Origin of the sequence: Microbacterium sp. (assembly GCF_036823965.1) — a bacterium.
Classification (GTDB): domain Bacteria; phylum Actinomycetota; class Actinomycetes; order Actinomycetales; family Microbacteriaceae; genus Microbacterium.
In genome coordinates this window covers 102265-116853 of sequence record NZ_DAITBE010000008.1, presented here as the reverse complement: position 1 = coordinate 116853, position 14589 = coordinate 102265, and the positions used below count along the sequence as shown (strand labels likewise).

General features: G+C 69.0%; 11 protein-coding genes. 3 read left to right on the top strand and 8 right to left on the bottom strand.

The features are described 5' to 3' along the window. The first annotated feature begins 16 nt into the window (after positions 1-16). Entirely contained in the window at positions 17-859 is an 843-nt protein-coding gene (locus V7Z82_RS14190; RefSeq protein WP_334152184.1) for a helix-turn-helix transcriptional regulator, read from the top strand. Positions 860-912: 53 nt separating this feature from the next. Further along, positions 913-2313 (top strand): threonine/serine ThrE exporter family protein, encoded by a 1401-nt coding sequence (locus V7Z82_RS14185; protein ID WP_334152183.1) that lies wholly within the window; start codon positions 913-915, stop codon positions 2311-2313. Positions 2314-2316: 3 nt separating this feature from the next. Here the strand turns inward: V7Z82_RS14185 and V7Z82_RS14180 are convergent, their stop codons facing one another. The 7 genes from V7Z82_RS14180 to V7Z82_RS14150 form a co-directional block, all read right to left on the bottom strand. After that, positions 2317-3513, bottom strand: a complete 1197-nt coding sequence (locus V7Z82_RS14180; RefSeq protein ID WP_334152182.1) for an FUSC family protein — start codon at positions 3511-3513, stop codon at positions 2317-2319. 219 nt (positions 3514-3732) lie between these two features. Further along, positions 3733-7917, bottom strand: coding sequence for a PQQ-dependent sugar dehydrogenase (locus tag V7Z82_RS14175; protein ID WP_334152181.1), 4185 nt, complete (start codon positions 7915-7917; stop codon positions 3733-3735). A gap of 106 nt (positions 7918-8023) precedes the next feature. After that, positions 8024-8788: an ABC transporter ATP-binding protein gene (locus V7Z82_RS14170; protein ID WP_334152180.1), complete on the bottom strand. Its 765-nt coding sequence runs from the start codon at positions 8786-8788 to the stop codon at positions 8024-8026. After that, positions 8778-9542 (bottom strand): ABC transporter ATP-binding protein, encoded by a 765-nt coding sequence (locus V7Z82_RS14165; protein ID WP_334152179.1) that lies wholly within the window; start codon positions 9540-9542, stop codon positions 8778-8780. The genes V7Z82_RS14170 and V7Z82_RS14165 overlap by 11 nt, the downstream gene beginning before the upstream one ends. Next, positions 9539-10690 (bottom strand): branched-chain amino acid ABC transporter permease, encoded by a 1152-nt coding sequence (locus V7Z82_RS14160; protein ID WP_334152178.1) that lies wholly within the window; start codon positions 10688-10690, stop codon positions 9539-9541. Before V7Z82_RS14160 ends, V7Z82_RS14165 begins: the two co-directional genes overlap by 4 nt. Continuing rightward, complete coding sequence (locus tag V7Z82_RS14155; protein WP_334152177.1) at positions 10674-11558, bottom strand: branched-chain amino acid ABC transporter permease; 885 nt, start codon at positions 11556-11558, stop codon at positions 10674-10676. The genes V7Z82_RS14160 and V7Z82_RS14155 overlap by 17 nt, the downstream gene beginning before the upstream one ends. Before the next feature lie 7 nt (positions 11559-11565). Then, positions 11566-12801: an amino acid ABC transporter substrate-binding protein gene (locus V7Z82_RS14150; protein ID WP_334152176.1), complete on the bottom strand. Its 1236-nt coding sequence runs from the start codon at positions 12799-12801 to the stop codon at positions 11566-11568. A gap of 126 nt (positions 12802-12927) precedes the next feature. Between V7Z82_RS14150 and V7Z82_RS14145 the strand changes: the two genes are divergently transcribed. Next, positions 12928-13941: a LacI family DNA-binding transcriptional regulator gene (locus V7Z82_RS14145; protein ID WP_334152175.1), complete on the top strand. Its 1014-nt coding sequence runs from the start codon at positions 12928-12930 to the stop codon at positions 13939-13941. Positions 13942-13958: 17 nt separating this feature from the next. Here V7Z82_RS14145 and V7Z82_RS14140 read toward each other — a convergent pair whose 3' ends face one another. After that, complete coding sequence (locus V7Z82_RS14140; RefSeq protein WP_334152174.1) at positions 13959-14588, bottom strand: DUF1684 domain-containing protein; 630 nt, start codon at positions 14586-14588, stop codon at positions 13959-13961. Between the last annotated feature and the right edge of the window lies 1 nt (position 14589).

The following is a 14589-nucleotide window of genomic DNA, read 5'->3' as shown; positions in this document are numbered from 1 at the left end:
CGGCTAACCTCGGGGCATGGCCACCACCGTCACGACCCAGGGAGCAGTCACCTCGCAGGCCGCACGAGTGCACAGCTCGGAGCAGGCCCGCATCCTCGCCGAGCAGTCCGACCGGCACGCGGTCACGCTCGAGTCGATCCTCGCGGTGCTGCGCTCGACGCGCCTCGGCGATCAGGCGGCCAGGCAGACCGCGATCGATGTGGCCGCCGCCGCACTCGTCGAGCTGCGCACGGCATCCGATGTGCGCGAGAGCGACTTCCTCGAGCCCGTGGTCGGCGCCTTCGAGCGACTGAAGCGCGACCTGCGACCGCTCGTGCGCTTCGGGCAGCTCGACGTGCAGTTCGTCGAGCCGCCCGCGAACGGCCGGGCGCTGCCGGGCGCCGTGGCACTGTCGGCTCGCGCGATCGTCCGCAACGCCGTGCTCGCCTTCGCTGATGCCGACGACGCCCGCCGGGTGCGCATCCAGTGGGACTGCGACGGCCTGAACCTGCTGATCGGCATCCGGGACGACGGCAGCGGAGAGCTCACCGCACACGACGATGCACTGCGCCGGATCGCCGAGCAGGTCAGTGCGACCGACGGCACCCTCAGCGTCTCCTCCACTCCGGGGTGGGGCAGCGATCTCAGCATCGTGCTGCCACTCGATCCCCCGCCGGCATCCGCCCACTCGGTCGAGGAGGACATCGACCTCAGCGAGCGGGAGCGCGAGGTGCTGCGACTCCTGAGCACCGGCGCCCGCAATGCGGAGATCGCCGCCGAGCTGCGCGTCAGTCCGCACACCGTGAAGTTCCACGTCTCGAAGCTGCTGCGCAAGACCGGCGCCCGCAACAGGGCCGAGCTCGCCGCACTCACGCGCTGACCCGGGCGGCGGGGCGCGGCGCACCCGCAGCGACCGGACGGGAGAATGGATGCATGTCCCCGAAGACCCAGCGGCGGCTGCTCGCCTCGGTGCGCAGGATCCTGCACACCGACCCCTCCAACGTCGCGCCGACCGAAGTCATGCCCATCATCGACGAGCGCACGGTGCCGAGGGTGCTCGACCTCGCAACCCGCATCGGCGAGTCGATGTTCGCGGTCGGGGCGTCGGCCCATGAGGTGACGCTCGCGATCACGCGGGTCTGCGACTCGTACGGACTGCGCGGCGTGCAGGTCGATGTGACCTACAACTCGATCACGGTGTCGTTCCACCTGAGCGGTGAAGTGTGGCCGGAGACCCTGGTTCGCGTGGTGCGGGTCACAGCACCCGATCATGCCAAGCTCCAGCGCGTGCAGGCGCTCGTCTCCGACATCCGCGGCGGGCTCGACCTGGAGTCGGCCCGCACGGCCTTCCGCGTGATCCGCCGGGTGCCCTTCCGGTACCAGCAGCCGGTGGTCGTGGTCGCCCGCGCCCTGCTCGCGGTGGGAGTCAGCATCCTCCTCGGCGCCTCGCCGATCATCGTCGGCCTCACCTTCGTCGCAGCCCTCGCCGCAGCACTCACCCAGGCCGGACTCGCCCGCCTGCAGGTCCCCCTGTTCTTCAGCCAGATCGCGGGAGGGTTCGTGACGACCGTCGTCGCAGTCGCCGTCTCGGCGCTCGGCGCCGCCGGGATCGAGCCCTTCGTCGGCATCCGCCCATCGATCATCGTCGCCTCCGGCATCGTGCTGATGCTCGCCGGCCTGACCGTCGTCGGCGCGGCGCAGGACGCGATCGACGGCTTCGCGCTCACCGCGGGCGGACGCATCCTCGACCTCACGATGCAGACACTCGGCGTCGTGATCGGCATCCTCGTGGGCCTGGAGCTCGGCAGCGTCCTCGGGTTCACGATGGACCTGCCCGACGATCCTGCGCCCTTCGGGCCGCTGCCGAGCGTGTTCGCCGGCGCGGTCATCATCGCCGTCGCGGTGGCGGTCTTCAACGGCGCCGGCATCCGCATCATCCTCGTGAGTGCGCTGCTGAGCGCCATCACGATCGCCGGGTACACCGGCTCGATCGCCCTGAACCTGCACCCTGCGGCCGCGAGCGCCGTCGGCGCGCTGCTCGCGAGCTTCATCGGGGTGATGATCGCGCACAACCTGCACGTGCCGTCGGTCGCGGTCACGACCGCGGCCATCGTGCCGCTCGTGCCCGGTGTCGCGGTCTTCCAGGGGCTGCTCGAGATGGTGCACACCGACGGCACGGCCACAGCGGTCGTCGGTGCTGGGGGCTCGCTCGTCTACGCCGCGGTGATCGGCGTCGGCCTCGCATCCGGCGCCTCGCTCGGGCTCTACCTCGGCACGCCGGTGCGCGCCACGCTCGACAGCGTCACGAAGACCAGAGCCCGCGTGCGGCGCTGACGGTCACTCCGGCAGCTGCTGCCCGGCGAGGATCAGGATGCGGCGCAGGTGCATCGCGCACAGCACACCGGGTCCCATCGAGCGGCGCACCTCGACGGTGCGGTCGTCGACGGTCTCGAGCAGCAGCCGCACGGCACGGACGGCCTCACCCCGCACGCGATGCGCCTCGGCGGAGTCGAGGTCGTCGAGACCGATCACGAGGGCGACGGCGCGGCAGGCATCCGTCAGCGGCGCGACGACCGCCGGGTCGAGGTCGATCGCGCCGGGGCGGTCCCAGATCGTGTCGGCGATCGTCTCGGACACATCGCGGATGCGGTCGGCGATCCGGTCGAGCGCGGCGAGCTGCGCATGCACATCAGCGGTGTGCGCCCGGCTGCCGCGCGCTCGGACGTTCCAGCGACGGCTCTCATCGGCCTCGTCGAGCGTCGCTCTGACCGAGCGGGCGGTGTCGGCCAGCGACCTCTCGTTGCCGGCCCACTGCTCATGCTCCGGTGGCCACGACTCCGACACGGCCTCGGCGATGTCGTCGAGATGTGCTGCCAGCTGCGCGCGGAACTCGTGCACTCGCGCCTGCGCATAGGCGGTGAGCGGCGCCGGTGCGATCACGAAGTTGATCACGAGTCCCACGACGACGCCGACGGCGGTCTGCGTGAGGTAGCCGAGCGAGTAGTCGTCGGCGTTCTGGCCGCCGATGATCAGGACGAACAGTGCCGCGATCGGCACGTAGTCCCGCCCCGCACCGAACCAGCCGGTGCCGGAGACCAGCACGCCGACGCCGACGACGAGCGGGATGGTCCACCAGGTCGGACCCACCGTGATCACCACGAGTGCCGCGAGGCCGATCCCGGTCGCGAGGCCGAGCAGTGTCTGCAGACTGGACTTGGCCGACCCCATCAGGGTCGGGTACATGCTCAGCAGCGCGCCGAGCGGGGCGTAGTAGGGGTACTCGTCGGTGACCCCCGGCATGTGCGGGGCGATCCACCACGCGAGCCCGACCGCGAGCATCGTCTTCGCGACGAGCAGCAGTCGGGCCGGGTGGACGGCATCGCGCGCAGTGTGCGCAGCGGCGCGGCTGCGTCCGCGGAGATCTGTGATGATGGCTGACTCCTTCCGGCCTTCCGATCCTCCAGCATCCCGTGTCCCGGTCGTGCATGCCCACCCCTTGACACCACGCAGGACCGGCCCGGATGCCGTCCGCATCCAAGCGCTCAGCAAACTCTCAGCAAAAACCCGTGTCCCCCATTTGGGGGACACGGGTTTCCGCGCTATTCTCGATGACGGCAGCTGGGGCTGCCATGGTGAAGCGTCTGGGGCGCAGAACCGATTGCAGTGAGCAGGACAGCCACACCCCCCGGTGGCAGCGCCCTCTCGAGAGTCAGGCTGGGGAGCCGAAACTCGAGAGGGGCGCCTGTTCACGAACTACGGCGAAGCCGTGAGCACGAACCGCACGGCCGTGGCATTGCCCGCCACGTCGTACACCACCACCGTGTTCTCACCGGCCACCGCGCCGAACCGGCCCGGGGACACGGCGTTGAGATCGGACCACACGTTGTCGGTCAGATCCTTCGCCACGCCGTTCACCGTGAGCCGGTCGATCTTCCCGGCGTCATGGAGCTTGTACGACACCGTGCTGTAGGTGCCGTCGGCGCCGACGGTGAACTGCGCGCCCTCCTTCACCGTCACCGCCGGTGCCGTCACGTCGAGCGCGAACTGCACGGTCGTGGCGTTGCCTGCGGCGTCGTACACGACCAGCGTGTTCGCGCCCTCCACGGCGCCGAAGGCTCCCGGCACCACGCCGTTCAGGTCGGACCAGACGGCATCAGTCAGCTCCTTCTCCACGCCGTTCAGCGTCAGACGACTGACGTTCCCGTCGTCCTGCAGCGCGAACGACACCCTGCTGAACACGCCGTCGCGGCCGACGGTGAACTCCGCTCCCGTCTTGACGGTCACCGTCGGCGCCGTGGTGTCGGTCGCCGCCGCCGTGACCGTGAGGTCGCGAAGGCGTCCGAAGTTGTCGAAGGAGCCGAAGCCCACCCGGCCCTCGGGGAACGTCGTGTCGTTCGCGGTCAGCAGCGGGGTGTCGAGTCCGTCGAGGTACACGGCGATGTCGCCGCTGTCAGCACACCGGACGACTCGCACATCGTGCCACTCCTCGTCCGTCACCGCCGGCGGGGCGCCGACCGTCCCGTCCCACTGGTCGTCGATCCGCTCACGGTCGGCCTTGTTCACCTTGAAGATGCCGTTGTGCGGGTAGATCGTGTTGTCCTGCGAGAGGTGGGCGTAGTAGTACTCCGTGTCCGACTTCCACCCGAACACGATGATCACGTCGCGGTTGTTCACCGACGCCTGCTCGTCGAGCCGCACCTGCCCACTGAGGTCGAACGATCCGAGCTCCGGCCCCTCGGTGAGCACCGCGTACTCGAACGGGCGGCGGATGCCGTCGTTCGGGTTCGTGCCCGCCTCGGTGAGCACGACCTCGTCACCGGGGAAGTCCCACTTCGCCGGCGTGCGCGGCGCCCAGTCCTCGGCCGACATCACGTCGGTGATGACCGTGCCCTCCGGCGTGCACGTCGGTGGTGTCGGCGGCTCCTCGGGGGTCACGTCGTACAGCGCGTACTGCGCCGCGATCTGCTCGGGCGTCGGCACGGTGTCGAGCAGCATCACGTCGTCCATGCGTCCGTTGAAGGGGTTCGACTCGCGTGTGTTCTGCGGGAAGCTGCCGCCGATCTTGATCCCGGCGGGCGCGGTGTCGGACGTCGATCCGGCGCCCCAGGGGTTGGCCGCGGTGTACTTCCCGGCGAGCTCCTCGCCGTTCATGAAGAGCTTCATCTCACCGCCCGCGAAGTCGAAGGTCGCGGCGAGGTGCACCCACCGGCCCTTCTGCAGGATCTCGTTCCACGGCAGGTCAGCGGCGAAGGTCCAGGAGCCTGCCCCGTCGACCCGTCGCCCGAGGGCCACGAGCTTCAGCTCGCCGTCGACCGTGATGACCTCCAGCAGCGCCCGCACCGCGTGGCCGTCCGAGGTGCCGGTGAGCACGCCGGCCAGACCGATCGCGTTGTACACGTCGTCCGGATCCGCGGTCCCCGAGTTCAGGGCCGGATGGTCTCCGGTCGGCTTGAACCAGCCCATGACGGAGATCTCGTCGGCATCCGCGAGCGGTTCGAGCGACTCGACACCGGATGCGTCGTAGACGCCGGCCTTCCAGTCGTCGTTCGACGCCGTCCGCGGACTCATCTGCTGCGTCTGCAGCGCCTCGCCCGCTCCGGCATAGGCGCGATCCGCGACCCGCATCTCCACCCCGCCGTTGACGAGCGCGATGTCGGTGCCTGAGCGTCCCTGGTCGACCTCGGTCTTCGGATCGGCCGCGTCGGGGTGGTCGAAGTCGTAGTGGGTGACGAGGTTCGGTGCGAGCGCCGGGAGGACGAACGGTGACGGCGTCTCGTCGACCGTCCGCGCACCGGTGACCTTCCAGATCTTGCCGTTCGCCTTCGACACGAGGTACAGCTCGCCGTCGGCATCCGATCCGAATCGCAGGTCGACACGGGTGTCGCCGACGAGGTCCTGGAAGGTCGTCTCCACGCCCTCGTGGAAGACGCGCAGCTCCTCGATCGTGGCGAGGTCGGCGATGTCGCCCTCGTTGCGCGCCATCTCATCGGCGTTCGTCGAGAGCACCCAGCCGCGGACCAGGTCCGTGAAGAGGTACCGCCCCTGCAGCTCGGGGATGTCGCCGCGGTAGACGAATCCGCCGTTCACGGCCACACCGGCGTCACCGGTCTGGCCCGGATCGCGGTTGTGGTCGTAGGCGGCCACCGGGTAGGTGAAGCCGTTCTCGGCGTCATCCGCCGGCAGCGGGAAGATCTGCCGGTTGTCCGCCAGGAACGAGCCCTCGCGCACCGACCAGCCGTAGTTGTCACCGGGCTCGACCGCGTAGATCGACTCGACCTGCCACTCGCCGATGTGCGCGAGGTACATGGTGTGGTCACCCTCGGGGTCCCAGCTGATGCGATGCGGATCGCGAAGCCCGACCGCGTAGATCTCGGGCAGCGCACCGGTCTCGTCCACGAACGGGTTGTCCGACGGCACCCCGTACTCGCCGTTCCCGCTGTCGTCGCCGGTCGGGTTGATGCGCAGCACCTTGCCCTGCGGCGTCGCCAGATCCTGCGGGTTGCCGTTGCCGACGCCGTTGCCGCCGTCGCCCACGAGCACGTACAGGTTGCCGTAGTCTGCGTCGCCCGATGCGACCGTCGGGTTGAAGGCGATCTGCTGCACGGTGTGCACTCGGCCGTTGAAGGGGATGCGCATGACCTCGCGATGCGTGCCGGCGAAGGTCGCGGCCGATGGGTCGCTGGCCTTCCACTCGGTGATCACGCTGTGGAACGCCGTGGCACCGAAGGCCGGGAAGTCAGGCGTGTCCTCGGTGAGGGCCGTCCCGCCCTCCGTGTGCACGGTGTAGAACAGGCCGTTGTCGGCGAAGTCCGGGTGGAACTCCGCCGAGCCGAGACCCGTCCCGAGTCCTGCGCTGTTGTGGAAGTTGTCGATGAACTCGTTCCGCACGTTCAGATACGGCACGTACTCGCCCGACTCCTTGTCGACCAGATACAGGATGTCGTTGTTGTCCGGCACCATCAGGCGCCCCGAGTCGTCTGGCACCTCGTCGAGGTGCGTGATCCGGTTGTGCCGCACCAGACGCTGGTCCTGCGTCGCGGGTGTCGTCTTCGACTCCGGCAGCTGCGCGAGCTCGGTGACCTCGATGCCGAGCTCGGCGAGCGCCGGGTCCGGCAGCGGGTTCAGCAGCGGTTCGGTCGCGGTGCCGCCCGGTGCGCAGTCGCCCGGATTGCCGGTGGCGATCGCGAGGTTCTCCCCCGTGGTGTCGACCGCGACGTCGTCGAGCAGCAGGCGGCCGCTGCTCGACGCGCCGTTCTTCCAGAAGAAGCGGTCGAGCGCGCCGTTCACCGCCTGGCGGAACCCGAACTGCTGCTCCGTGCCCGCCGGCAGCCGCGTGATCTCCTCGTAGGGACCGCCCTGGCTGTAGACGGCGACCGTGTCGGCGCCGTTGTCCGCCACGATCCAGACGCACTGCCAGGCGTCCTTCGACCACACGCCGGCCGGCGTGAAGGCACCGCCGTCGCGGACGCGCAGCACGTCGTCGTTCTGGTTGTTCACGTAGGCGCGGCTGTTCGCGTAGTCGTTCGGCGCGTCGACGTCGGTGAGGCCGAACGAGGTGTCGACACTGCCGGTGCGCAGGAACCGGAAGAAGAGCGTGCCGGTGTCACCGTTCGCGATCGGCGGGATGGCGCGATACGACTGCTGCCCACCGCCGATGGACTCGACGACCTGGTTGTTCCCGTTCAGCGGGTCGGCGATGACGCGCGGAGCGGCGGATGCCACCCAGCCGTCCTGCCCGTCGAGCGCGGTGCGCTCATATGCCTCGAAGTCGATCAGCTCCGTGAAGGGCTCGGCCGCCGTCGCCGGCACCGCCGTCAGCAGCGCGCCGACGACGGTGATCGCGGCGACCGCTGCAGCGGTCCGTCGAGCGGAGGACGCTCTGGGTGGGGCATCCGCTCGCCCATCGGATCTCGCCGGTCGCATGGTTCGTTCGTGCATCAGAAACCTCTCAACGTCATCGTCGTGCGGTGTCGTGCCGATGGGTCGTACCCCCTCCCCGGGGCGGCACTGCAGCGGGGAGGGCGATCGAGGGTCGTGGTGCGGTCTAGAGACCCGCTGTCGCGGCGTCGTCGGTGGCGGGCTTGCCGCCCAGGTACAGCGCAGCCAGCGTCGGGTCGGCGAGCAGCTCGGGCGCGGGCCCCGAGATGTGCACGCGACCGAGGTCGAGCACGCAGCCGATGTCGGCGGTCTCCAGCGCGCGCCGCGCGTTCTGCTCCACGAGCAGCACCGCCGTGCCGGCATCCCGCATCCGCGCGACCTGTTCGAAGACCTTCGCCGTCGTCTTGGGGTCGAGCCCCATCGACGGCTCGTCGAGCAGCACCACCTTCGGGCTGACCATGAGCGAACGGGCGAACTCGACCTGCTTCTGCTGCCCGCCGGACAGGAGGCCGGCGAGCTGCTTCCACCGCTCCCCCACGATGGGGAACAGGTTCTGCACGAACTCGACGCGCTCCTGGATGACCTTCTGGTCCTTGAGGGTGAAGGCGCCGAGCATCACGTTCTCGCCGACGGTCATCTCGCGGAACACGCTGTGCCCCTGGAGCACATGCGCGAGTCCGTTCTGCAGCATCTTCTGCGGGCCGTCACCCGTGACGTCCTCGCCGTCGACCCGGATGGTGCCCGACCGCGGCTTCAGCATGCCGCTCGCCACCTTCAGCACCGTGGACTTGCCGGCGCCGTTCGGTCCGACCAGGCAGACGACGGATGCCGGTGGCACCTCGACCGTGAGGCCGCGGAGCACGAGCGCAGCGCGCCCGTAGCCCGCCTCGATGTCGCGCAGCTCGAGCAGGTTCTTCGTCTCAGACGCCAAGGTATGCCTCCAGCACTCGCGGGTCCTTCTGGATGATCTCGGGAGTGCCCTGGGCGATCGGACGACCGCGGTCGAACACGACGACGTGATCGCACAGGCTCATGACCATCTCCATGTTGTGCTCGACGATGATGAAGGTCTTGCCCTCGTCGTTGAGCTCGCGCACGAGCGTGGCGATGCGGCCGATCAGGGCCGGGTTCACCCCGCCGGCCGGCTCGTCGAGCATGATCGTGTCCGGCTCGCCCATCAGCACACCGGCCAGCTCGAGCAGCTTCTGCTGTCCGTAGCTGAGGTTGCGCGCCTCAGCGTGCTCGAGGTGATCGATGCCCACCCGGCGCAGCCAGCCGCGTGCCCGTTCGAGTTCGTCCGGGTCCTTCGCCGAGCGAAGCTGCTGGCGGATGCTGGTGCTGCGGACCGCCACGAGCAGGTTCTCGATCACGGTCATCCGCGGGAACACCCGGCACAGCTGGAAGCTGCGCCCGATGCCGGTGCGGGCGATGCGGTCGGGTGACTTCCCGGTGATGGCGTGCCCGCGGTACCTGACCTGGCCGGAGTCCGGCTTGATCATGCCGGTCACGCAGTTGAAGAAGGTCGTCTTGCCCGAGCCGTTCGGCCCGATCAGTCCGTTGACCTTCCCCTCCAGGAACGTCACGGATGCCGCGTCGACAGCGGTGACCCCGCCGAAGGACTTGGTCATCTCGACCGTGCTCAGGCTCTCCAGCGTTGCGGTGCCCTGTGCTGCGCGAGCGTTCATGACGACGCCTCCTCTCCTGCGGCATCCGCTCGTCGCGTGGACTGCTGCGCTGTCCGGTGCGCTGCGGTGCGGGCCGTGTTCTGTTCGAGCAGCTCACCCGCGGTGACCTCGCGGATCGAGGCCTGATCCCGCCCTCGCGTGAACAGCGCCTTCACCGCGGGGATGATCCCGTCCGGCATGAAGAGCACGACGACGCCGAGCAGGATGCCGGTCGCGATCAGGTGGAACTGCGTGTCGCCGAACTCGAGCTTGAAGTACTCGAGCGCGAGGCCGACGACCACGGCGCCGAGCAGCGGGCCGAAGAGGTTCCTGACGCCGCCGAGCAGCGCCATGAGCACCATGTACGAGCCGATCAGGATCGAGAACTGGAAGATCGGATCCAGGTCGCCGAACCACAGCGCGTAGAGTCCGCCGCCGAGCGACACGAACAGCGCGGACAGGATGTAGGCGATCAGCTTGTACCGGGTGGTGGGCACGCCGAGCGACTGCGCCTTGTCCTCGTCCTCTCGGATGGACTTCAGCGCGGTGCCGAACTTCGACCGGTCGATGAGCCACCACACCACGATCGCGAACGCCAGGAGCCCGGCGAACAGGTAATAGAAGATGCGGTGATGCTCGGGGCGCAGCACGTCGAACGGACGCGGGACGTTCAGTCCCTCTGAGCCGCCGGTGACGTCGCGCCAGCTCTGGAACACCAGCAGCATGATCAGGACGAAGGCGATCGACACGATCACGAACGATGCGCCGCGCACCCGGAGGGCTGCGATGCCGATCGGGATCGCGATGACGGTGACGAGCACGGCGGCGAGGATCCAGGCGACGAAGCCGGGGAGCGCCAGGTACTTGATCAGCAGCCCGGTGCCGTAGGCGCCGAGTCCGAAGTACGCGGCGTGCCCGAGCGAGATGTACCCGGTGAACCCGCCCATGAAGTTCCATCCCGTCGACAGCACGGCGTAGTTCAGGATCACGACGCCGGCCGACAGGATGTACGGGTTCGGAGCGATCGTCGGGAACGACAGGATGAGTGCCGCGCCGATGACGATGAGGACGATGCCGACCCACTTCGTCGACGACCGGCGGACAGGTGCAGGAGGTGCGATCACCACCGTCTCGGTGGCGATCGGCTCTCGGCTAGAAACGCTGGGCAAGACGACCTCCGAAGAATCCTTGCGGACGGAACATGAGCGTGGCGAACAGCGCGACGTAGAACACCGTCTGCGCCCACGTCGGCCCCAGCGGGAGCTGGAGCAGGCTCTGCGCGACCCCGAGCACGAGCGCCGCGATGGCTGCGCCCGGGATGCTGCCGAGACCGCCGACGACGATGATCGCCATGAGCGGGCCGATCCAGTGCCAGTGCAGCGAGGGGTAGATCGTGGCGTCGAGCGAGAGCGCGGTGCCGCCGATCGCCGCCGTCGCGAGCCCGAGTCCGAATCCGTAGCCGGCGACGCGATCGGTGTTGATGCCGACGAGTCGGGCGGCTTCAGGATGCTGGATGGTCGCCCGCAGCGCCTGGCCGAACTTCGTGTACTTCAGGAGCACGAAGAGTCCGGCGAGGGCCAGTGCGGCAAGGCCGAAGGCGATCAGCTTCACGACCGGCACCTGCGCCCCGAAGAAGTCGAGACTGGCGCTGGCGTATGGCAGCGGGATGCGGCGCTGCGTGCCCGTGAAGAAGAACCCGAGCGAGCCCTCGATCACGAGCGCCACCGCGAAGGTGAGCAGCACCGACATCATGGTCAGTGTCAGGGGCTTCAACCGCGAGACGAGCAGTCGCTGCATCACGACGCCTGTGAGGAAGAACAGGGGCACCGTGACGATGAGCGACACGAGCGGGTCGATGCCGGTCTCCCGGTTGAACCACCAGGCCAGGTAGGCGGCGAGGATCAGGAACGCGGAGTGCGCGATCATGACGACGCGCATGATTCCGAAGTACAGCGTGAGCCCGGCCGCCAGGAGGGCGTAGAGCCCTCCCAGCAGGATGCCGAGGATCAGGCTTTGCAGCAGCAGTGCTCCACTCACGTGCGGATCACCACGTCGGCTTCGGGAAGAGGAAGTCGGACTCCTTGACGTCCTCGGGGAGGACGATCAGGATCTCGCCGCCGACCCATTGCTGGATCAGGTGCGCGCCGGTGGGCTTGCCCGTCTCATCCCAGCTGAGTTCGCCGACGACGGTCTCGACCGAGTTGTCGCGCAGCCAGTCGATGAGCTCCTGCTGGCAGTCGCCCTGCTCGGCACACCCGACGGCCTCGACGGCAGCCGCGACGACCTGGCCGGTCGTGTAGGCGTTCGCCTCGTCCTCGGACGGCGGGTTGCCGTGCATCTCGGTGTACTTCTCGACGAACTCGATGTTGCTGGGGAACTGCGACTTCGGCGAGTATCCGGTCGGCGCGAGGATGCCCTCGGTCGCCCCGCCGATCGCGGCTGCGAACTCGGGGTTGGTCGGTGCCGTCGAGAATGCCGCGAGCTCCGGCTGATAGTTCAGCTGCTGCAGCGCGATGATCAGGTTGACCGCGTCCTGGTACTGCGTGCCGCCGATCACGATGTCGGCATCCGACTGCGCGATCTTCGCGGCGATCGTGGAGAAGTCCGTCGTGTTCGGCGGGTAGACCTCGTTCACGAGGATCTCGACGCCGGCCTCCTCGAGCTTGTCCCTGAGGCCGTAGGCGGTGCCCTGGGCGAACGGGTCGTCCATCGAGGCGACCGCCGCGGTCTCGGGGCGCTCGCCCTCCGGCAGCGCGAGCAGGTAGTCCGCGAGGTTGTTGTAGTGGTCGTTCGCGATCGCGGGGGCGGCGTAGAACAGGTTGTCGAAGCCCTGCTCGAAGACCTCCTCGGCTGCGCCGGCCGGCTCGACGAAGAGCATGCCGTACTCCTGCGCGACGCGGGCCGACGGCACCACGAGTCGGGTGGAGAACGGCCCGAACACGAGGTCGACGCCGTCCTGCGCGATCAGCGACTCGTAGTCCGAGACGACACGGTCGGCGTTGGACTGGTCGTCGAGGATCTTCAGCTCGACCTGACGACCGAGGAGTCCGCCGTTCTCGTTGATGATGTCACGCCAGGCCTCGTAGCCTCGCTCGACGCCCTTGCCCGGTTCGGAGAAGTCGCCCGTGAGCGGCAGCGAGATGCCGATGACGATGGGATCGTCAGAGCCACCCCCTTCCGCCTGGTCGCCGGTTCCGGAGCAAGCCGTAACCGTGAGCGCTGCGATCGATACCATTCCGATCGCCATGGCAATCCGTCGACCGTGTCGGGGTGCAGTCATCCGAGTCTCCTACGTCATCGTAGCGAAAGCGCTTTCGTAAGCGCTTCCGCCACTATAGTGGGACCGAAGTGACGAGAGCAACCCACAGCGCAGTCAGCGTCGATCTTTGCTCCAGGGGGAGGTTTCGTGAAGCGTGCAGACGCGCCACGACTCATCGATGTGGCCGAGGCCGCCGGGGTCTCCCTCGCCAGCGCCTCGCGGGCGATGTCGGGCGGCTCCGGCATCTCCCCCGAGGTCGCAGCCCACGTCCGTGACGTCGCGCAGCGACTCGGCTACGAGCCGAACATGCACGCCAGAGGGCTCGCCGGCGGACTCGTCCCCACCATCGGACTCGTGGTGCACGAGATCGGCGACCCGTACTTCGCGGACATCGCCAGCGGCGTGATCCGCAGCGCCACCCTCGAGCATCGCTCGGTGCAGATCGCGCAGGCCGAGCGCACGCCCGACAGCGAACTCGCCCAGGTCAAGGCGCTCATGCGCCAGCGCGTCGGCTCGATCATCATCGCCGGCTCCGGCTATGCGGACCCGATCCACGAGGTCGCGATGGCCGAGGCGCTCATGGGCTTCACCGTCGCCGGCGGACGCGTCGCCGTGATCGGGCGCCACCACCTCCCGGTCGACGCGGTGCTCCCGGACAACCACCGAGCCGGCGTCTCGATCGGCCGGCACCTCGCAGACCTCGGCCACCGCCGCATCGGCGTGGTCGCCGGACCGCCGGAGCTGAACACGGTCGCCGACCGCATCGCCGGACTGCGCGAGGGCACAGCGGATGCCGGTGTCGAACTCACCGTCGTCTCCAAGTCGTTCACCCGCGACGGCGGCATCGCCGGTGCACGCGAACTCATCGACCGCGACATCACCGCCATCGTCGGCCTCAACGACGCCATGGCCATCGGCATCCTCAGCGAACTCCGCCAGCACGGCATCCGCGTGCCGGAAGACCTCTCCGTCGTCGGATTCGACGACATCGCCGTCGCAGCAGACGTGGCCCCCGCGCTCACGACCGCCCGGATCCCGATGTTCGAGATGGGCCAGCACGCCGTGTCGCTCATCCTCCGGCCCGGGACCGACGAGGCGAGGACGATCGAGACCGCGCACGAACTCATCGTGCGCGACTCATCAGGGCCGCCGCGGGCCTGACGGGTGTCGCCGTGCGCTCAGGCGCCGGCGTACAGCTCGCCGACGGGAACCGCGACGGGGAGCACGTTGCCGGGCTGGGCGAGCGGGCATGCCCACGCCGGGTCGTAGGCGCACGACGGGTTGTACGCGAAGTTGAAGTCGAGGACGATCGTGCCGCGCTCGGCATCGGAGCCGAGGTCGGCACCCTTGATCGTGTCGATGAGGTAGCGCCCGCCGCCGTAGGTCCCGCCGGGGCGCCCGGCCAGTGCATCGCGCACGGGGATGAACAGCCCGCCGCCGTAGGTGGTCAGCCGCCAGATGTCGAGCGAGCCGGCATCGGGGACCTCGACCCTGCCGACCCGTTCGAAGGGCACGACGCCGTCGGTGCCGGTGGCGAAGTCGAAGCCGCCGGGTTCGGCAGGCAGGATCGGCAGCTCGAAGCGCCACGCTGCGTCGTAGGGAGCGATCGGGATTCCCTCGAACAGCGGCCGGTCCTCCGAGCGCAGCGGCGTCGCGGGGTGATGCAGCAGCAGCTCGTCGCGTTCGATCCGCCAGAGCTCGTGCGCGTCCTCGGGAGACTCCGCCCGGCGCACGGCGTCGTAGAGGGCGAAGACACGGCGTCGCCAGTCGACGACCTGCGCGGCGGTTCGGGCGTTCGTTGCGGTCATG